Source organism: Serratia sp. NPDC087055 (genome assembly GCF_044900985.1).
GTDB lineage: Bacteria > Pseudomonadota > Gammaproteobacteria > Enterobacterales > Enterobacteriaceae > Serratia.
Map to the genome: position 1 here is coordinate 247618 of NZ_JBJDOG010000004.1, position 18871 is coordinate 266488.

Sequence of the window (18871 nt, forward strand, 5' to 3'; positions counted from 1 at the left end):
CAACACCTGTGCCCCATCGTCTTACATCGCCCAGAACAGCACCGCCAGCAACTGCGGTGACATGATACGCAGGAACATCGCTAACGGATAAACCGTGGCATAAGACAACGCAGCAGCGCCGCTGGTCGGGTGCAGGCCGTTGGCGAAGGCCAGCGCCGGTGGATCCGTCATTGAACCTGCCAGCATGCCGGACAGTGTCAGATAATTCATCTTACCCACCCACCGCGCCAACACGCCCACACTGAGCAGTGGGATAGCCGTAATCAGCGCGCCATAACCGATCCACTCCAATCCTTCGCCATTAATCAAGGTATCGACAAAGTTCCCCCCTGACTTCAACCCCACCACCGCCAGAAACAGCACAATGCCCAGTTCGCGCAACGCGAGGTTGGCGCTCGGTGGCATAAACCAATACAGCTTACCGATGCTGCCAATACGCCCGAGGATCAAGGCCGCCACCAACGGCCCACCGGCAAGCCCCAATCGCAATGCCGCCGGGAAACCCGGTACAAACAGTGGAATAGACCCCAGCAGCACACCCAAACCAATGCCAATAAATACCGGCAGCATTTGCACCTGCTGCAGCTTCTGTTGAGCGTTGCCGACAATGGCCGCCACCGCCTCGATGGACTCCGGCCGCCCAACCAGGTTGAGGATATCGCCAAATTGCAGCGTGACATTGCTGCCGGCAACCAATTCCACCCCAGAACGGTTGAGACGTGAAATCACCACGTCGTATTTTTGCTTCAGGTTCAGATCGCGGATTTTGCTGCCCAAGACTTTTTCATTGGTCACCACCGCTCTCACCACCTGCAGCTCCGTACCGCGTGTCGACAGTGAAACGTCTACTTCTTCGCCAATCACCAACCGGGCATTTTCCAAATTTTCACGCTTGCCCACCAGATGCAGGTAGTCGCCCAGCTCCAGCTTCTCGAGCGGTGCCGGTACCATCAGCAGCTCGCCGCGTTTCAGGCGTGAACAGATGATGTCTTCACCGTTCAATAGCGGCACATTTTTGATTGCCATCCCCTGCAGGTTGGGGTTACGCACCGCGACGTTCATGGTATGCAGCAGCTCGCGCTGGTTGCCCAGGCTGCTTTCAAAGATCTGCGCCTCTCGCTCGATATTGATGCGGAAAAACAGGCGTATCAGCCACATCACCAATAAAATGCCGCAAATGCCGAACGGGTACGCCATGGCGTATCCCATCCCCATGCGATCGACCAGTGCAGGATCTGATCCTAAATCGGTAAGAATTTGCTGCCCGGCCCCGAGCGCTGGCGTATTAGTGACCGCGCCGGAGAACACGCCCAGAATGATTGGCAGTGGCACGGCAAACAATTTGTGAACCACCGCCGCCACGCCCCCACCGAGCAACACCAGTAAAATGGCAAAGCCGTTGAGCCGCAGCCCGGATACCCGCAACGAAGAGAAGAAACCAGGACCAACCTGAATACCAATGGTATAAACAAACAGGATCAGGCCAAACTCCTGAATAAAGTGCAGCATGTCGCCATTAAGATTGAGCTGCCAGCTCTGGGCGAAATGCCCAACGATGATGCCACCGAACAACACCCCACCAATACCCAGCCCAACTCCGTAGACCTTCCAGTTACCCATCCACAGCCCGAGAACGGCCACCAACGCCAACATACTGACGGTCAGGGCGATTTCGCTCATTGGTCACATCCTTGCCAGAAGTTTAACAACCGGTTTGCGGTTAAATACGCACAATTAACAAGGATTTTGGCATAAGCGGGAAGGTACGACTGTGGGGTGCGCCACAGAATGCAACGGGGGAAGCCCGTTTGGACTTCCCCCGTATAATTTTGCCGTTTTTCAGTCGGTTATTTTGATTCCAACCCCGGCGTGGTGCCGATGGCAATACGCTGCGGCTGCAGGGCTTCCGGAACCTGACGCACCAGATCGATATGCAGAAGGCCGTTTTCAAACTGGGCTTCTGACACCTGCAGATGCTCAGCCAACGTGAAGGTCAACGTGAACTCTTTACACACCAGCCCTTGATGCAGATATTCCACCTGTTTTTCTGGTGGCGTCGGTTTGCCCCGCACAGTCAGCCGTGGGCCTTCAACCTCAATATCCAGCTCGCTTTGCTTAAACCCGGCCAACGCCAGAGAAATGCGGTAATGGTTGTCGTCGCTTTTCTCGATATTGTAAGGCGGGAACCCTTGCGGCTCCTGACCGCCCATTGAACTGGCCAGTTTGTCAAAACCAATCCACTGACGCAGCAGTGGGGATAAATCGTAATTACGCATAGTGTAAACTCCTTCTATGAAGCGAGATTATGTTTAATTTGCCCCCTGACGGCAGGCAAGTTAACTAACGTCCCACCGGCGATTCATTCCACCGATGAAATAGGAATTATTTAATTTCGATCCGGCGCGGTTTTAATGTTTCTGGAACAATTCTTTCCATATCTATATACAACAAACCATTTTCCAGCTTGGCGCCTTTAATTTGGATATGCTCGGCCAACTGGAATTTACGTTCAAAGTTCCGCTCGGCAATACCTTGATATAAGTAGGTTCTTTCCGCCGGTTCATTATTATGAGCGCCGCGAACAATCAGCAGATTATCCTGGCTGGTTATTTCCAGCTCCTGCTCGGCAAACCCGGCTACCGCTATCGCAATGCGGTAATGATTTTCATCTACCAGTTCAACGTTATAAGGAGGATAACCGCCATTACTCTGGCTTTGGCTTGCCTCTAACGTGTTAAACAAACGATCAAAACCAATCGCGGAACGATAGAGTGGGGAAAGATCAAAATTGCGCATAAAACAGCCTCCTAAGACACTTCAGCGAGGTTTAATAATTAAGCCTTCCACACGGGACAGACTAAATAATCGGAATTCCCTTACGGCGAATTCTTAATTGGGTACTGATAAGAAAATGGGGATTGCTTTCAGCATTTCAACTGGCGACGATCAAAAAAATGACAATCAGTTCGGCGAAATTTTTTTTATCCCTTACAATAAACTGAGACTACTGCCACAGAGCGGGTCCTTGCTCCTTTTAAAACATCCACAAGATGTTATAGATCAGCAGATTTTGGGGAACAGCACCCTGCAGGATGGAATAATAATGAAAACGATGAGAGTGATAGCAACCAGTTGCATGCTGTTAGCGACTAACGGCTGCTCAAGCGTGATGAGCCACACTGGCCCAAATCAGGGCTATTACCCCGGCACTCGCGCCAGCGTGGATATTCTGAAGGATGACAACACCAGTTGGGCAATGATGCCACTGGTTGCGTTGGATCTGCCGTTATCAGCCGTCATGGACACGGTATTGCTGCCTTACGACTATATGCGATCTGGCAGTGACGCGACCTCAGACTCACCTAAGGCGCGCATTCTCCGCGGCGAAGAGCAGAATCTGGCCGCCAGCGGCGATCCTGCCCACGCAGCCACCACAACCCCACATTAACGTATCAGACGCGGGCCACTTGCCCGCGGTTGATTACAGCACGACCACAAAAATCTGGCTGAATCCGCCAATCTCACGCATAAACGCCACTTTATTGCCGTCCGGTGAGAATACGATAGCGTCCCCCGACGGCGGTAGCGCAGTACGCTGTGTCAGGCGCTGCATTCGGCCACTTGCGACCTCACACACCATGAGGCTGTTATCACACACCAACGCGATCCTGCCCCCCTGTGGATGCCAGCTAAATGCCGACTGAATCCCGTGTTCACCATGGGTGATCTGCCGCGGGTCACCGCCATTGGGTGAGATTGTCCACAATTGCACAACCCCTCTATCATCCTTCATTAGAAAGGCGATCATGCTACCGTCGGGCGAACTGCGCAGCCAGTGGCGGGGCGTGGTCACAACACCGGGATAACAGCGTTGGCCGGTAAACGTCAACCGGCGTTGGCGCACTCCCAACGGCGGTGCAGGCAAATGGCGTGCGGTGCCCTGTAACGGCCTGGCTCCGGCTTTGGCATAATCGGTATCATCCTGTGGCAGGTCTACAATAAAAACCTCTGGTAGCTTCTCACCGCTGCTGGAAAGCGTATCGCCGATAAATGCCAGCGCCCAACGCTGTTGCCGCCCATCAGGCCGGGTATAACCACGCTGACCGACCCAACCTTCTTCATAGGCGCGGTTAATTTGGTCGCTGCCTGGCTGTGGCTGCGATGTCGTCTCGCTCACCAATACACAGTAATGGCTACCGTCATATTCACGCGGATGTTGCTTCGGCGGGTTCACTCCCTGCAATGGCACAGCCACACCCACGTTGCGCAAATCCTGCGCCGGGTCCAACTCGTGCATTACGTGGTCATTGTAGGTGAAGCTCAGGCGGCTACCGTCCGGGCTAAAGACATGCACGTGAGTGCCGCCACGTAGCGCACCAGGGGTAAAGGGGGCGGTGATATCCATCGCATCGAGCGTTATGGCCAATTCACGATCCGGCTCGCTGACGATCACCCCACGCCGGTGATGAAAATCATAATGCCAAACGCTGTCCGGATACTCTGGCCCGTGAATAAAGGCATAGCGAGCCGGTGTATCCGGGCTGACGGTTACCACGCCAACGTGGGCCCCCTGCTGCGCGCGATAGACCACCTCTACCACGCCGCTATCGACGTTCACCCGCTCGATACTCAAGCCAGTGAAGGAAGCCCCATTCGGGCGTACATCGTAAGCCAACCACTGGCTGTCCGGCGTCCAGACGTTAATATTGGTTAACTGATGTCCACGTGGATCAAAAGTCAGTTGTTGTTCCCGATGGCTCATGGCGGCTCTCCTGCATAGGCTGGTACTGAACAGCCATCTTACCGGAATGGGCTGTGGGTTCACATTGCCCATTGGCACACTGTGTCCACGCACAAATGAAGGTTTACAGACAATACTAAAAAGTACACACTGGATTTTAAAGTCTACATTAATCTTTTCTACAGGAGCCCGTATGAGCAATCTATTCGATGCCATTGTTTCCGCCCATCAGCAATTGCGCCCGCAGGTTCGCGTGACCCCGCTGGACCGCAGCGTATTGCTGTCACAGCAGTTGGGCTGCGAGCTGTATCTGAAATGCGACCATCTGCAACATACCGGCTCCTTCAAGTTTCGTGGTGCCAGCAACAAACTGCGGTTGCTCAATGACCAACAGCGCAGCTGCGGGGTGATCGCCGCTTCTACCGGGAATCATGGCCAAGCCGTCGCGTTGGCAGGCAAACTGATGGGTGTCAGCGTGACGGTGTATGCCCCAGAAACGGCGGCAGCGATCAAACTGGAGACCATCCGTGCGCTCGGCGGTAAGGTGGAATTGATACCGGGCGATGCACTGAATGCCGAACAGGCGGGAGAAAAGGCGGCCATTGAGCAAGGTAAAGTCTATATCTCACCCTATAACGACCCACAGGTGGTTGCCGGTCAGGGCACCTGCGGCATGGAGCTCGTGGAGCAGCAAGCGGATTTGGATGCGGTGTTTGTCGCGGTGGGAGGTGGCGGCTATATTTCAGGAATTGGTACCGTTCTGCAGCGATTGTCTCCCAAAACACAGCTTATCGCCTGCTGGCCAGAAAATGCCACCAGCATGTATAGCGCACTGGAAGCCGGCCATATTTATCCGGTGGAAGAACGGGACACGCTGTCCGATGGCACCGCTGGCGGTGTCGAGCCGAACGCAATCACCTTCCCGCTGTGCCAGCAGGTGATTGACCGAAAAATATTGGTCAGTGAAGCGGAAATCAAGCAGGCCATGCGCCAGATTGCCGCCAGCGATCGCTGGATTATTGAGGGCGCAGCCGGAGTAGCCTTAGCTGCCGCCATCAAACTCGCGCCGGAATTTCAGGGGAAGAAAGTGGCGGTAGTGCTGTGTGGCAAAAACATCGTTCTGGAAAAATACCTCAAGGCCATCTCCGATGAGAATCATTAATAAACGGCAGATTCTTGACGCTTTCGATGCTGATGCAGTCACTTTGTTGCTTAAACAGGGGTTTATTGCCTATTCACAGCAACGGGTGCAACAGCCGCCAGTTCAGCACTTCCTCTTCGAGCAGGCGTCGGGTGACTGCTGCATTAAATCAGCGTGGCTGGAAGGGGACGAACAATTTGTCATCAAGGTTTCTTCCGGCTTTTATCACAACGCGTTGCAGGGCCTGGCCAGCAATCAAGGGCTGATGATGGCCTTCTCGGCGCAGACCGGCGTACCGCAGGCATTATTGTTGGACGAAGGTTGGCTGACCGCGTTACGCACCGCGCTGGCCGGACGTATTGCCGCCGAACTGTGCGCACCAGCGGATATCCCGGCGATTGGCCTCATCGGTTGTGGCATGCAGGCCAGGCTGCAATTGCAACACCTCAAACCGCAGACGACCTGCCGCAACCTTTGGGTGTGGGGCCGTAACGAACCGGCATTAGACGCTTTCCGTCGCGAAGCGGAGGCGGAAGGATTTCGGGTACAGACCACGCAGGATGCCGCAGAATTGGCGGGACACTGCCGGTTGATTGTCACCACAACACCCAGCCGTGAACCCATTCTGCGGGCAGCAGATATTCAACCCGGTACCCACATCACCGCCGTCGGCGCCGATGCTCAGGGTAAGCAGGAACTGGAGAGCAGCCTGGTTGCCAGCGCGGATGTGTTGCTGGTCGACGCGGTGTCCCAGTGCACAGAATACGGCGAGATCGCCACGGCTTATCGGCAGGGTTTACTTCAATCGACGCCAATCGTCGAATTCGGTACGGCATTGGCTCAGGGGATAAAAGTGCGCAGTGATCCTCGGCAAATCACCCTCGCCGATCTCACCGGGCTGGCGATTCAGGATGTGCAAATTGTGAAAGGCATTTTGGCACGGCTATAACGTACAAGGGCGCAGTTGCGCCCCTGTAATGCCAAACAGCATTAGGCATTGAGCACAAACTTCTCAATGGCGCGCGCTACGCCGTCTTCCGTGTTGGTGGTGGTAACAAACTGTGCCACCGCCTTCAGTTCCGGAATAGCGTTACCCATTGCAACGCCGACACCGGCATACTCGATCATCGCGGTGTCGTTAGCCTGGTCGCCCAACGTCATCACGTTTTCACGCGCAATGCCAAGATGATCGGCCAGCATTTTCACGCCGGCACCTTTATCCACATTTTTATGCAGGAGCTCCAGGAAATAAGGCGCGCTTTTCAGGATGGTGTAGCGCTCATGCGTTTCGGCCGGAATACGGGCGATAGCGCGATCCAGCAACTCAGGCTCGTCAACCATCATCAATTTCGGGAAACGAATCGAACGATCCATCTCTTCCACACTGCGGTATTTGAGCGGGATACCGGTCATTTCCGACTCGTGCACGGTATATTTGCCGATATCTTTGTTCGGCGTATACAGCGTATCGAAATCAAATGCCTGATAGTGGACGCCGAATTCACGCGCCATCTGCTCGAAGTAGAGATAATCCTCAAAGCCCAGCGTTTCCTGCAGGATGCAGTCACCGTCAACCGCCTTCAAAACCAGCGCGCCGTTATAGGTAATACAGAAATCACCGGGACCCTGAATGTCCAACTGACGCAGATAATCCTGCACGCCGACGTAAGGTCGCCCGGTAGCCAGCACGACATGCACCCCTTTGCGGCGTGCCTCGGTGATCGCCTGCTTTACCGCCGGCGTAATCTGGTGCTGCGGGTTGAGCAGCGTGCCGTCCATATCAATTGCAATCAGTTCAATAGCCATTCGAGCCTCTCCCAGTGGTTTTTTCCATGCTAACGCGTTTCAGCCGGTAATGTCAGCGCCAAAAAAGCGTAAAAAAATCCGCGCAAGTCACCCGGCGCGGATTTTCAACGATCCCCTTCATACTTCAAGTCGCTTCTTATTGGCTGCCTTTACTCACCCCAGTCACTTAGTTATCTAAGCTCCCGGGGATTCGCTCAGTTGCCGCCTTGATGCAACTCGAATTATTTTGGGGGATAAGGACGTCAGATATCGATGTTTGCCGCTTTCAGGGCATTTTCTTCGATAAAGGCACGACGAGGTTCAACCGCATCACCCATCAGGGTGGTGAACAGTTGGTCAGCAGCAATGGCGTCCTTCACGGTCACGCGCAGCATGCGGCGGCTTTCCGGATCCATCGTGGTTTCCCACAGCTGCTCTGGGTTCATTTCACCCAGACCTTTATAACGCTGTACTGACAGACCACGGCGCGACTCTTTCACCAGCCACTCCAATGCCTGTTCGAAGCTTTCAACCGGCTGACGACGCTCACCACGTTCAATGAAGGCATCTTCTTCGATCAAACCGCGCAGCTTCTCACCCAGGACACAGATTTTGCGGTATTCGCCGCCGTGGATGAAGTCAAAGTCCAGCGCGTAATCGGTATCCACACCGTGAGTACGAATGCGCAGTACAGGCTCAAACATCTGGCGCTCACGGTTCTCAAAGATCACCGAATCATAGCTGCTGCCGTGCTGTTCTTTGTCGTTCAGCAGTTTCACCAACGAATCAATCCAGGTCTTAACCTTGGCCTGATCGCTCAGATCGCCCTCTGCCAGAGTTGGCTGGTAGATCAGGTTGTTCAGCAACGCGCGCGGGTAGCGGCGTTCCATACGGCCGATCAACTTCTGCACGCTGTAATGCTCAGCAACCAGTCTTTCCAACTGCTCGCCCGCAAGCGCCGGTGCACTGGCGTTGGTATGCAGAGTGGCGCCGTCCATCGCGATGGCGATTTGGTATTGATCCATCGCCTCGTCATCTTTGATGTACTGTTCCTGCTTGCCTTTTTTCACCTTGTACAACGGCGGTTGGGCAATGAACACGTGACCGCGCTCAATGATTTCCGGCATCTGACGATAGAAGAAGGTCAGCAGCAGCGTACGGATGTGCGAGCCATCGACGTCGGCATCGGTCATGATGATGATGCTGTGATAACGCAGCTTGTCCGGGTTGTACTCATCCCGGCCGATACCGCAGCCAAGTGCAGTGATCAGCGTGGCAACTTCCTGTGAAGACAGCATCTTGTCGAAGCGGGCTTTCTCAACGTTGAGGATTTTACCTTTCAACGGCAAGATCGCCTGGTTCTTACGGTTACGCCCCTGCTTGGCAGAGCCGCCCGCTGAGTCCCCTTCCACCAGGTACAGTTCGGACAGTGCCGGGTCGCGTTCCTGGCAGTCCGCCAGTTTGCCCGGCAAGCCGGCCAGATCCAACGCGCCTTTACGACGAGTCATTTCACGCGCTTTACGTGCGGCTTCACGGGCACGCGCTGCATCGATAATTTTACCGACGACGATTTTCGCATCGCCCGGGTTTTCCATCAGGTAATCGACCAGCTTCTCGTTCATCAGGGTTTCAACAGCGGTTTTCACTTCGGAAGAAACCAGCTTGTCTTTAGTCTGAGAAGAGAACTTAGGATCCGGTACTTTTACTGACACAACGGCAATCAAACCTTCACGCGCATCGTCACCGGTAGCGCTGATCTTGGCCTTTTTGCTGTAACCTTCTTTATCCATGTAGCTGTTCAGGGTACGCGTCATCGCGGTACGGAAACCGACCAGATGGGTACCGCCATCACGCTGCGGAATGTTGTTGGTAAAGCAGTAAATGTTTTCCTGGAAACCGTCGTTCCACTGCAACGCCACTTCCACACCGATGTCGTCTTTCACGGTAGAGAAATAGAAGACGTTCGGGTGGATTGGGGTTTTGTTTTTGTTCAGGTACTCAACAAACGCCTTGATACCGCCTTCGTAGTGGAAGTGGTCTTCTTTGTCCGTACGTTTGTCTTTCAGGCGGATAGACACGCCAGAGTTCAGGAATGAGAGTTCGCGCAGGCGCTTGGCCAGAATGTCGTACTCAAATTCGGTATTGTTGGTGAAGGTTTCGTAGCTCGGCCAGAAACGCACTGTGGTACCGGTCAGATCGGTTTCACCGACCACTTTCAGGGGTGACAGTGGCTCGCCCATCGCATAGGTTTGTTCGTGAACCTTGCCTTCACGGCGGATAACCAATTCCAGCTTCTCGGACAAGGCGTTAACAACCGATACGCCTACACCGTGCAGACCGCCGGAAACCTTGTAGGAGTTGTCATCAAATTTGCCGCCGGCATGCAACACAGTCATGATCACCTGTGCCGCAGAAACCCCTTCCTCTTCGTGAATACCGGTCGGGATACCACGGCCGTCATCCTGTACCGAAACGGAGTTGTCGGCATGGATGGTCACCTGAATGTCACTACAGTGGCCAGCGAGTGCTTCGTCGATAGCGTTGTCCACAACCTCGAATACCATGTGGTGCAGACCGGTGCCATCATCGGTGTCGCCGATATACATGCCCGGGCGCTTACGCACCGCGTCCAGCCCTTTTAATACCTTGATACTTGAGGAGTCATAAGAATTCGACATCAACGTTTCTCGCTCATTTTAGTCCTGTGGTTGAACCTCTATTTTACCCTGTTCCACGCGGAACATCTTGCCCTTTTCACCGGCCATGTCGGTCACTTGTTCAGCGCTAACAGCACTGACAAAGACCTGGGCCTGGGTGGCTTTCAGGCGATCGGCCAGCAACCGGCGACGGCCGGTGTCCAGCTCGGAGGCAAAATCATCAATCAGATACAGGCAACGCCGCCCGCTCTGCCGGGTGAGAAACTCACCCTGCGCTAAGCGCAACGCGCACATCAGCAGCTTAAGCTGACCGCGCGATAACAAATCCTCTACCGGCGTGCCGTCGGCACGAATGCGAAAGTCCGCTTTATGCGGCCCCACCGCGGTATAGGTTAACGCCCTGTCGCGCTCAAACTGGCGCTCCAGGAGCTCTCCGTAGTCGCTCTCTTTGTCCCAGCCACGCTGGAAAGAGAAACTCAGGGCAAATTCGGGCAAAAACTGCGCGCATGTCGCGGTAATATCCGCGGCAATCGCGTCGCTGTAAGCTGCCCGCCATTCGCTGATGCGCTCGGCCAAGGGGATCAGTTCCTGATCCCACGCGCGGATCTGCGCATAGCGACTGACCTGGCGCAGCGCGGCATTGCGCTGCTTCAGTAACCGTTTCAGGTTGCTCCAGGCGGTGAAAAAACCGGGTTCGTTATGAAAACAACCCCAGTCCAGGAAGGCGCGCCGGAATTTCGGCCCGCCGTTTAGCAGGGTAAAACCTTCGGGGGTAATCAGTTGCATCGGCAGTAGCTGCGCCAGTTCAGCCACTTTGTGGCCGTCGCTGCCATCGACACGTACCTTGCTGTCCCCCTGACGGCTCTTGCTTAATCCTACGGATATTTCACGCTCTGCACCGTCAATGCGGCCGTGCAAAATGAACTCCGGCTGGTCGTGACGAATCACGCGCCCCGCCTGCAGGCTGCGAAATGCCCGCCCGTGACCGAGGGTATACACCGCCTCAAGCACGCTGGTCTTGCCGCTGCCATTGGCACCCACCAGGAAATTGAACCCCGGCGCCAGCGCCAAATCCGCAGCTTCTATATTGCGGAAATCTTTAATCAGTAAACGCGTTAATGCCATGCCAATTCCATCACCGGGAAATTACACTCAATGTGAGGGCGTTATCGGCGCTGGCAGTTTACGTGCAGGCAGCGCACAGCAACCGGAGCGTACACAGAGTACGTGAGGATTGCGAGCACTGCCCAAGCGTAAAATGGCAAGCAAGATAGCCCGGATATCGATCACAACCGCATTGGCATGACGACATAGGCGGCAGACTTACTGGCACCGTCTTCGATCTGCACGCTAGAGACCGAGTCGGTCAGCAACAAGCGCACATCTTCACACTTGAGTGCATTCAATACGTCCAGCACATAACTGACGTTGAACCCAATTTCCATCTCGGTGCCGTCGTAGCTGACGTCGAGGATCTCTTCCGCTTCTTCCTGCTCAGGGTTATTGGCGGTGATCTTGAGTTGGTTTTGGCTGACGTACAGGCGCACACCGCGGAACTTTTCGTTCGACAAAATGGCCGCACGGGCAAAAGCCTGCTTAAGCAAGTCACAACCGGCTTCCAGCGTTTTGTCCGGGTTCTTCGGCAATACGCGACGATAATCAGGGAAACGGCCGTCAACCAGCTTGGAAGTGAAGATAAAATCACCCACGTGCGCACGGATGTTGTTACTGCCGATCTGCAATTGCAGCAGCGTATCGCCACCGTCCAGCAGACGCACCAGTTCCATCACCCCTTTACGCGGCACGATCACCGAATGCGACGGTAATTGCTGGCCAATAGGCATCGAACACACAGCAAGGCGGTGACCATCGGTCGCCACGGTACGCAGTTCTTCACCTTCGGTTTCGAACAGCATGCCGTTTAAGTAGTAGCGCACGTCCTGATGAGCCATCGAGAACTGCGTGGCTTCGATCAGGCGCTTAAGGGTCGCCTGCGGCAGAGAGAATTCAACTTCGCTCTGCCAATCGTCCAGGTTCGGGAAATCTACCGCCGGCAACGTAGAAAGGGAGAAGCGACTGCGGCCAGAACGCACCAGCATACGCTCGCCTTCCAACGTCACAGTGATCTCAGCCCCTTCAGGCAAACCACGGCAGATATCAAATAATTTACGCGCGGGGACGGTAGTCGCGCCCGCTTCATGAGGTTGGGACAGGGCAACGCGCGCCACCATCTCCATCTCCAGATCGGTGCCGGTCAACAGCAGGCAGCCTTCTGTGACCTGCAACAGCAGGTTACCCAGAATAGGCAGCGTTGGGCGGCCGCCCAGCGGGCTGCTCACCTGTTGCAGCGGTTTTAGCAGATGCTCACGTTCAACGATAAATTTCATAGCGCTAGGAAGATAATGTTCTGATTAAATTGGAGAAATCTTCTTTGATGTCGTGACTTTCCTCACGCAACTGCTCGATCTTCCGGCAGGCGTGCAACACCGTGGTATGGTCGCGGCCACCAAACGCATCGCCGATTTCTGGCAGGCTGTGGTTGGTGAGTTCTTTCGCTAACGCCATCGCCATTTGACGTGGACGGGCAACGGAACGCGAGCGCCGCTTGGACAACAAATCTGCGATTTTAATTTTATAGTATTCCGCCACCGTCTTTTGAATATTATCGATGGTGACCAACTTTTCTTGCAGTGCCAGTAGATCGCGCAGCGCTTCACGCACGAAATCAATGGTAATGGCACGTCCGGTAAAGTTTGCGTTGGCGATCACGCGGTTCAACGCCCCTTCGAGCTCACGCACGTTGGAACGCAGGCGCTTGGCGATAAAGAACGCCACTTCTCCTGGCAGACGGATATTGTTTTCGTCAGCCTTTTTCATCAGGATCGCTACGCGGGTTTCCAGCTCCGGCGGTTCGATGGCTACCGTTAATCCCCAACCGAAGCGGGATTTCAGACGGTCTTCCACCCCGTTAATCTCTTTAGGATAACGGTCCGACGTCAGGATAATCTGCTGATTGCCTTCTAACAGCGCGTTAAAGGTATGGAAGAACTCTTCCTGCGAACGCTCTTTATTGGCAAAAAATTGTATGTCATCGATCAGCAGCGCATCGACCGAACGGTAATAACGCTTAAATTCTTCAATGGCATTGTTCTGCAACGCTTTGACCATGTCTTGCACAAAGCGTTCAGAGTGCATGTAGACCACTTTGGCGTTAGCTTTGCGCGCCATGATGCCGTTGCCAACCGCATGCAACAGGTGGGTTTTACCCAGACCGGTGCCACCATAAAGGAACAACGGGTTATAGGCGCCGCCTGGGTTATCCGCAACCTGGCGAGCCGCCGCGCGCGCCAACTGGTTGGATTTACCTTCAACAAAGTTATCAAAGGTATGCTTTGGGTTAACGTTGGAACGGTAAGAAAGCTCCGGCTGCGGTGCCGCGTTGTCCCAGCTTGGGCGGGTAGGCGCAGCAACGCGCACCACGGGTGCACTCGGGGCGCTAACACTGGCGGTGACGGTTTGGCTGATGATTTGGGAAAGCGGTTTGCTGCCCACTTCAAAACGCAGCAATGGCGCATCCGTACCGCAGAAATCATTTAACAGGCCATTGATATTGTTTAAGTACTTATCGCGAACCCAATCCAGCACAAAACGATTTGGCGCATAAAGCGCCAGGGTGTTGTCACTCAGTTCCGCCTGCAATGGGCGTATCCACATACTAAATTCTGTGGCAGGTAACTCATCCTGCAATCGGGCAAGACACTGCTGCCAAAGCGAAAGTGACACGGCGGACTCCACTCGAACAAGATCAATAAAAGAAAAGAATCAGGCTACTTTTTTATAACTCATGATTTTTGACACATACCCGGCATCGGCAGTTTGCCTGTGGGGGATGCGAACCGCCTTTCACGGTTTATGTCCCTCACGATCCCCGCTTGAGAGATCGCGATCGGAATGACGGATCATAGCGCAATCCGCGCAAGAGATCCTCCCCTTCATCACAGATTAGATCCATTTTATCCACAGGCCCCGGCCTGCGGCGATCTTTTCGCCAGTCGCGCTAAATTGCAGGCAAAATACCGTGTGAGTAACGGTATTTTTTACATTGTCAACCGGTTATACCCTGTTATCCACGCAGGATCCTGGGTTTTCACGCTAAGGATCGCATCGGGATCCTTGCGATTTACCCCTGAGTCCGTATAATCTTCGCCCTACGTGTGTACCTGGTTCCTTAATGGTGAGTCATTAACCGGACAGGATTCTGCGGTGACCACGGGCCAAGACCGGATTTTACTCCGAATTGGCAGACAACCAGGTAGGCTAGCGCAATGTGAATTGACTCAGGACTGTACAATTATTACAATCCCGCCTCTTTATATATTGCGATTGAGGCGTCGGTCGTCTTCACGCCGAGTAGCCAAACGCGTTTACTGATCAGTAATTATTTTAAGTTTAGGTAGAAATCGCCATGAAACGCACTTTCCAACCGTCCGTATTGAAGCGTAACCGTAGCCACGGTTTCCGTGCTCGTATGGCCACCAAAAATGGTCGTCAAGTTCTGGCCCGCCGTCGTGCGAAAGGCCGTTCTCGTCTGACTGTTTCTAAGTAATAAAAGCTAACCCGCTGAGTGGTTAAGCTCGCTTTTCCCAGGGAGTTACGTTTGTTAACTCCCACTCACTTCACTTTCGTCTTCCAGCAGCCACAACGGGCTGGCACGCCGCAAATCACCATCCTCGGCCGCCTGAACCAGCTGGGGCATCCCCGCATCGGTCTTACTGTCGCCAAAAAACACGTCAAACGCGCGCATGAACGCAATCGGATAAAACGCCTAACCCGCGAAAGCTTCCGTTTACGTCAGCACGAGTTACCGGCGATGGATTTTGTCGTAGTGGCCAAAAAAGGGATAGCGGATTTGGATAACCGCGCGCTGACGGAAGCTTTGGAAAAATTATGGCGTCGCCACTGTCGCCAGGCTCCCGCATCCTGATCGGGCTGGTGCGAGCTTACCAGCTCGTCATCAGTCCGCTGCTTGGGCCTCGTTGTCGCTTCCAGCCGACATGCTCTCATTACGCAATTGAGGCATTAAGCAGGTTTGGCATGATAAAAGGCAGTTGGTTAGCATTGAAACGCGTATTAAAATGCCACCCTTTGAACCCAGGTGGCGATGATCCCGTGCCGCCGAAACCCGACGATAACAGAGAACACTAACGATGGATTCGCAACGCAATCTTCTCCTCATCGCTCTGCTGTTCGTGTCTTTCATGATCTGGCAAGCCTGGCAAACGGACAATGCTCCGCAACCAGTCGCTCAGACCACGCAACAGACTTCGAACACTGCTACCGGTGATGCCGCAAGCTCAGCAGTTCCAGCCAGTGGCCAGGGTAAACTGATTACCGTTAACACTGACGTGCTGTCGCTGACCATCAACACCCGTGGTGGTGATATCGAGCAGGCTAAACTGTTGGCCTACCCGGACACTCTGGGTTCATCGACGCCATTCCAGCTGCTGGAAACCACACCGTCATTTGTTTACCAGGCGCAAAGCGGCCTGACTGGCAGAAACGGTCCGGATAACCCGGCAAACGGCGAACGTCCTCTGTTCCAGGCGGCGCAGGACAGCTACACCCTGCCAGAAGGCCAGGATGAGCTGCGCATTCCGCTGACCTTTACCGGTAAAGACGGTGCGATCTACACCAAGACTTTCGTGCTCAAGCGTAACCATTACGCAGTTGGCGTTGACTACAACGTTGACAACAAAGGCACAACTCCGCTGGAACTGACCCTGTTCGGCCAACTGAAGCAGACGACTGAGCTGCCTAAGCACCGTGACACCGGCAGCAACAACTTCGCTCTGCACACCTTCCGTGGTGCGGCGTATTCATCCAGCGATGACAAATACCAGAAGTACGCGTTCGATAAGGACGAGAACCTGAGTGTCACCACGCAAGGCGGTTGGGTTGCGATGCTGCAACAGTACTTCGCCACGGCTTGGGTACCGGCAACGCAGGGTAGCAACACCTTCTATACCGCCAAGCCTGGCGATAACCTGTCTACCATCGGCTTCAAATCTACGCCGGTAGTGGTACAGCCTGGTGCGCAGCAGCAACTGAATGCGACCCTGTGGGTTGGCCCAGAACTGCAAGATCAGATGGCCCAGCTGGCACCGCATCTGGATCTGACCGTAGATTACGGTTGGTTGTGGTTCATCTCCCAGCCGCTGTTCAAACTGTTGAAGTTCATCCACGGCTTTATCGGTAACTGGGGCTTCTCAATTATCATCATCACCTTCATCGTGCGTGGCATCATGTACCCGCTGACCAAAGCGCAGTACACCTCGATGGCAAAAATGCGCATGCTGCAGCCAAAATTGCAGGCGATGCGTGAGCGTATTGGTGATGACAAACAGCGCATGAGCCAAGAAATGATGGCGCTGTACAAGTCTGAGAAAGTGAACCCGTTGGGGGGTTGTCTGCCGCTGGTTATCCAGATGCCAATCTTCCTGGCGCTGTACTACATGTTGATGGGTTCCGTTGAGCTGCGTCATGCGCCGTTCGCCCTGTGGATCCATGACCTGTCGGCGCAAGACCCGTACTACATCTTGCCAATCCTGATGGGCGTGACGATGTTCTTCATCCAGAAGATGTCGCCGACCACCGTGACTGACCCGATGCAGCAAAAAATCATGACCTTTATGCCGGTAATCTTCACAGTGTTCTTCCTGTGGTTCCCGTCTGGTCTGGTGCTGTACTACATCGTCAGTAACCTGGTGACCATCCTCCAGCAGCAGTTGATTTACCGCGGTCTGGAAAAACGTGGCTTACACAGCCGCGACAAGAAAAAAACCTAAGCGTATTGTAGGGGTTCGGCATGCCGAACCCTTGCAGTAACACCAAGAGGCGGTCATTAAGACCGCCTTTTTGCATATTGAATTGTCAGAGCCGCGTTACCCGACAGCGTTAAAGCTTGCAGGGTGGCGGCAACGGAACGCGTCCCCGAGAGCCTGGTAAGCCAGGTGACCGGGGTAAGAGAAGGCAGCCAACACCGCTGCAACTTGAAGGATAAAGGGTATATGAGCACTACCGATACCATCGTAGCCCAAGCCACCCCGCCGGGACGCGGCGGCGTCGGCATTTTGCGCATTTCCGGCCGTGGCGCCAAAGATGTCGCCCAAGCGCTGCTCGGCAAACTGCCCAAGCCGCGTTACGCCGATTATCTGCCATTCCGTGATGCCGATGGAGCGACGTTGGATCAGGGCATTGCATTGTGGTTCCCTGGCCCCCATTCGTTTACCGGTGAAGACGTGCTGGAACTGCAAGGCCACGGTGGACCGGTTATTCTCGATCTGCTGCTAAAACGTGTACTGGCGTTGCCTGACGTGCGTATCGCACGGCCCGGGGAGTTCTCCGAGCGCGCATTCCTCAACGACAAACTCGATCTGGCACAGGCAGAGGCAATTGCCGACCTGATCGACGCCAGCTCAGAGCAAGCAGCACGTTCAGCAATGAACTCGTTGCAAGGGGCATTTTCTACCCGTATCCACCAGCTTGTGGAAGCACTCACTCACCTGCGAATCTATGTGGAAGCTGCAATCGACTTCCCTGATGAAGAAATCGACTTCCTGTCTGACGGTAAGATCGAAGCGCAACTCAACGGCGTCATGGCCGACCTGGACAGCGTACGTGCCGAGGCGCGCCAAGGCAGTCTGCTGCGTGAAGGCATGAAAGTGGTCATTGCCGGGCGACCAAACGCGGGCAAATCCAGCCTGCTGAACGCATTAGCTGGCCGTGAAGCCGCGATCGTCACCGATATCGCCGGTACCACACGCGATGTACTGCGCGAACATATTCACATCGACGGCATGCCGCTGCATATCATAGATACCGCCGGTCTGCGTGAAGCCAGTGACGAAGTTGAGCGTATCGGTATCGAACGTGCATGGAACGAGATCGAACAGGCAGACCGCGTCTTGTTTATGGTCGATGGTACGACCACCACCGCTACCGAGCCGGTAGAGATCTGGCCTGAATTTATGGCGCGTCTGCCACACCGCCTGCCCATTACCGTTGTGCGCAATAAAGCCGACATCACGGGTGAAACCTTGGGTATGACCGAAGTAAACGGCCATTCGCTTATTCGCCTGTCGGCGCGTACCGGTGAAGGTATCGATCTGCTACGTGATCACCTGAAGCAAAGCATGGGCTTCACCAGCAATATGGAAGGTGGCTTCCTGGCGCGCCGTCGCCATCTGCAGGCGCTAGAGCAAGCGGCACAGCATCTGGTAGAGGGTAAAGAACAGTTAGTGAGCGCTTACGCGGGGGAGCTGTTGGCCGAAGAACTGCGCCTGGCACAGCAGGCGTTAAGTGAAATCACCGGTGAATTTACCTCTGATGATCTGCTGGGACGCATTTTCTCCAGCTTCTGTATCGGTAAGTAAAAAACCGCAGGTATTAACGATCGGAGCAGGCGACGCACTGTCGCCTGTTCCACCGTTGGCTTATCGCATAATGTCTGCGCGATATGTCACAGCCCCTTCAGAATAAGCGCTATAT

Annotated in this window: 17 protein-coding genes; 8 read left to right on the forward strand and 9 right to left on the reverse strand. The window is 54.4% G+C overall.

Annotated features, from left to right (window positions below):
- Positions 1 to 21 precede the first annotated feature (21 nt).
- From ACI2J2_RS19285 to ibpA, 3 genes are all read right to left on the reverse strand, one after another.
- A complete protein-coding gene (locus ACI2J2_RS19285) occupies positions 22 to 1680 on the reverse strand; it encodes a putative transporter (RefSeq protein WP_209638043.1) in 1659 nt (552 codons plus the stop codon).
- 167 nt (positions 1681 to 1847) lie between these two features.
- Positions 1848 to 2276 (reverse strand): small heat shock chaperone IbpB, encoded by a 429-nt coding sequence (gene ibpB / locus ACI2J2_RS19290; RefSeq protein ID WP_037421171.1) that lies wholly within the window; start codon positions 2274 to 2276, stop codon positions 1848 to 1850.
- A gap of 106 nt (positions 2277 to 2382) precedes the next feature.
- Positions 2383 to 2796, reverse strand: a complete 414-nt coding sequence (gene ibpA / locus ACI2J2_RS19295; RefSeq protein WP_209638045.1) for a small heat shock chaperone IbpA — start codon at positions 2794 to 2796, stop codon at positions 2383 to 2385.
- Positions 2797 to 3103: 307 nt separating this feature from the next.
- Here ibpA and ACI2J2_RS19300 point away from each other — a divergent pair, with 307 nt between their 5' ends.
- A complete protein-coding gene (locus ACI2J2_RS19300; protein WP_209638047.1) occupies positions 3104 to 3448 on the forward strand; it encodes a YceK/YidQ family lipoprotein in 345 nt (114 codons plus the stop codon).
- A 33-nt stretch (positions 3449 to 3481) separates the two neighbouring features.
- Here the strand turns inward: ACI2J2_RS19300 and ACI2J2_RS19305 are convergent, their stop codons facing one another.
- The gene (locus tag ACI2J2_RS19305) at positions 3482 to 4762 is read right to left on the reverse strand and encodes a DUF3748 domain-containing protein (RefSeq protein WP_404760644.1); all 1281 of its coding nucleotides are present in this window, start codon (positions 4760 to 4762) and stop codon (positions 3482 to 3484) included.
- 172 nt (positions 4763 to 4934) lie between these two features.
- On the opposite strand from ACI2J2_RS19305, the gene ACI2J2_RS19310 reads away from it, so the two are divergent.
- Positions 4935 to 5903: a threonine/serine dehydratase gene (locus ACI2J2_RS19310; RefSeq protein WP_404760645.1), complete on the forward strand. Its 969-nt coding sequence runs from the start codon at positions 4935 to 4937 to the stop codon at positions 5901 to 5903.
- Positions 5890 to 6831: an ornithine cyclodeaminase family protein gene (locus ACI2J2_RS19315; RefSeq protein ID WP_404760646.1), complete on the forward strand. Its 942-nt coding sequence runs from the start codon at positions 5890 to 5892 to the stop codon at positions 6829 to 6831. The genes ACI2J2_RS19310 and ACI2J2_RS19315 overlap by 14 nt, the downstream gene beginning before the upstream one ends.
- A 41-nt stretch (positions 6832 to 6872) precedes the next feature.
- Here the strand turns inward: ACI2J2_RS19315 and yidA are convergent, their stop codons facing one another.
- From yidA to dnaA, 5 genes are all read right to left on the reverse strand, one after another.
- Positions 6873 to 7688, reverse strand: a complete 816-nt coding sequence (gene yidA / locus ACI2J2_RS19320; RefSeq protein ID WP_209638056.1) for a sugar-phosphatase — start codon at positions 7686 to 7688, stop codon at positions 6873 to 6875.
- Between the two features lie 242 nt (positions 7689 to 7930).
- Positions 7931 to 10345, reverse strand: coding sequence for a DNA topoisomerase (ATP-hydrolyzing) subunit B (gene gyrB, locus ACI2J2_RS19325; protein ID WP_209638058.1), 2415 nt, complete (start codon positions 10343 to 10345; stop codon positions 7931 to 7933).
- 18 nt (positions 10346 to 10363) lie between these two features.
- A complete protein-coding gene (recF, locus tag ACI2J2_RS19330; RefSeq protein WP_209638060.1) occupies positions 10364 to 11449 on the reverse strand; it encodes a DNA replication/repair protein RecF in 1086 nt (361 codons plus the stop codon).
- Positions 11450 to 11610: 161 nt separating this feature from the next.
- A complete protein-coding gene (dnaN, locus tag ACI2J2_RS19335; RefSeq protein ID WP_012004507.1) occupies positions 11611 to 12711 on the reverse strand; it encodes a DNA polymerase III subunit beta in 1101 nt (366 codons plus the stop codon).
- A gap of 4 nt (positions 12712 to 12715) precedes the next feature.
- Positions 12716 to 14107 (reverse strand): chromosomal replication initiator protein DnaA, encoded by a 1392-nt coding sequence (gene dnaA / locus ACI2J2_RS19340; RefSeq protein ID WP_037421193.1) that lies wholly within the window; start codon positions 14105 to 14107, stop codon positions 12716 to 12718.
- A gap of 682 nt (positions 14108 to 14789) precedes the next feature.
- Between dnaA and rpmH the strand changes: the two genes are divergently transcribed.
- From rpmH to mnmE, 5 genes are all read left to right on the forward strand, one after another.
- The gene (rpmH, locus tag ACI2J2_RS19345) at positions 14790 to 14930 is read left to right on the forward strand and encodes a 50S ribosomal protein L34 (RefSeq protein WP_003849659.1); all 141 of its coding nucleotides are present in this window, start codon (positions 14790 to 14792) and stop codon (positions 14928 to 14930) included.
- 18 nt (positions 14931 to 14948) lie between these two features.
- Complete coding sequence (rnpA, locus tag ACI2J2_RS19350) at positions 14949 to 15308, forward strand: ribonuclease P protein component (protein WP_004950547.1); 360 nt, start codon at positions 14949 to 14951, stop codon at positions 15306 to 15308.
- A complete protein-coding gene (gene yidD, locus ACI2J2_RS19355; RefSeq protein ID WP_012004505.1) occupies positions 15272 to 15529 on the forward strand; it encodes a membrane protein insertion efficiency factor YidD in 258 nt (85 codons plus the stop codon). Before rnpA ends, yidD begins: the two co-directional genes overlap by 37 nt.
- Before the next feature lie 2 nt (positions 15530 to 15531).
- Positions 15532 to 17169, forward strand: coding sequence for a membrane protein insertase YidC (gene yidC, locus ACI2J2_RS19360; protein ID WP_037421197.1), 1638 nt, complete (start codon positions 15532 to 15534; stop codon positions 17167 to 17169).
- A 222-nt stretch (positions 17170 to 17391) separates the two neighbouring features.
- On the forward strand, positions 17392 to 18756 hold the full coding sequence (gene mnmE / locus ACI2J2_RS19365; RefSeq protein WP_265556642.1) for a tRNA uridine-5-carboxymethylaminomethyl(34) synthesis GTPase MnmE: 1365 nt from the start codon (positions 17392 to 17394) through the stop codon (positions 18754 to 18756).
- Positions 18757 to 18871: the final 115 nt, after the last annotated feature.

What these genes read in the sequence shown, in the direction of transcription:
- ibpA (WP_209638045.1), bottom strand. Translation starts at nt 2,796, where the DNA reads ATGCGCAATTTTGATCTTTCCCCACTCTATCGTTCCGCGATTGGTTTT.
- ACI2J2_RS19315 (WP_404760646.1), top strand. Translation starts at nt 5,890, where the DNA reads ATGAGAATCATTAATAAACGGCAGATTCTTGACGCTTTCGATGCTGAT.
- mnmE (WP_265556642.1), top strand. Translation starts at nt 17,392, where the DNA reads ATGAGCACTACCGATACCATCGTAGCCCAAGCCACCCCGCCGGGACGC.
- ACI2J2_RS19305 (WP_404760644.1), bottom strand. Translation starts at nt 4,762, where the DNA reads ATGAGCCATCGGGAACAACAACTGACTTTTGATCCACGTGGACATCAG.
- yidD (WP_012004505.1), top strand. Translation starts at nt 15,272, where the DNA reads ATGGCGTCGCCACTGTCGCCAGGCTCCCGCATCCTGATCGGGCTGGTG.
- rpmH (WP_003849659.1), top strand. Translation starts at nt 14,790, where the DNA reads ATGAAACGCACTTTCCAACCGTCCGTATTGAAGCGTAACCGTAGCCAC.
- recF (WP_209638060.1), bottom strand. Translation starts at nt 11,449, where the DNA reads ATGGCATTAACGCGTTTACTGATTAAAGATTTCCGCAATATAGAAGCT.
- ACI2J2_RS19300 (WP_209638047.1), top strand. Translation starts at nt 3,104, where the DNA reads ATGAAAACGATGAGAGTGATAGCAACCAGTTGCATGCTGTTAGCGACT.
- ibpB (WP_037421171.1), bottom strand. Translation starts at nt 2,276, where the DNA reads ATGCGTAATTACGATTTATCCCCACTGCTGCGTCAGTGGATTGGTTTT.
- ACI2J2_RS19310 (WP_404760645.1), top strand. Translation starts at nt 4,935, where the DNA reads ATGAGCAATCTATTCGATGCCATTGTTTCCGCCCATCAGCAATTGCGC.
- dnaN (WP_012004507.1), bottom strand. Translation starts at nt 12,711, where the DNA reads ATGAAATTTATCGTTGAACGTGAGCATCTGCTAAAACCGCTGCAACAG.
- ACI2J2_RS19285 (WP_209638043.1), bottom strand. Translation starts at nt 1,680, where the DNA reads ATGAGCGAAATCGCCCTGACCGTCAGTATGTTGGCGTTGGTGGCCGTT.
- yidA (WP_209638056.1), bottom strand. Translation starts at nt 7,688, where the DNA reads ATGGCTATTGAACTGATTGCAATTGATATGGACGGCACGCTGCTCAAC.
- yidC (WP_037421197.1), top strand. Translation starts at nt 15,532, where the DNA reads ATGGATTCGCAACGCAATCTTCTCCTCATCGCTCTGCTGTTCGTGTCT.
- gyrB (WP_209638058.1), bottom strand. Translation starts at nt 10,345, where the DNA reads ATGTCGAATTCTTATGACTCCTCAAGTATCAAGGTATTAAAAGGGCTG.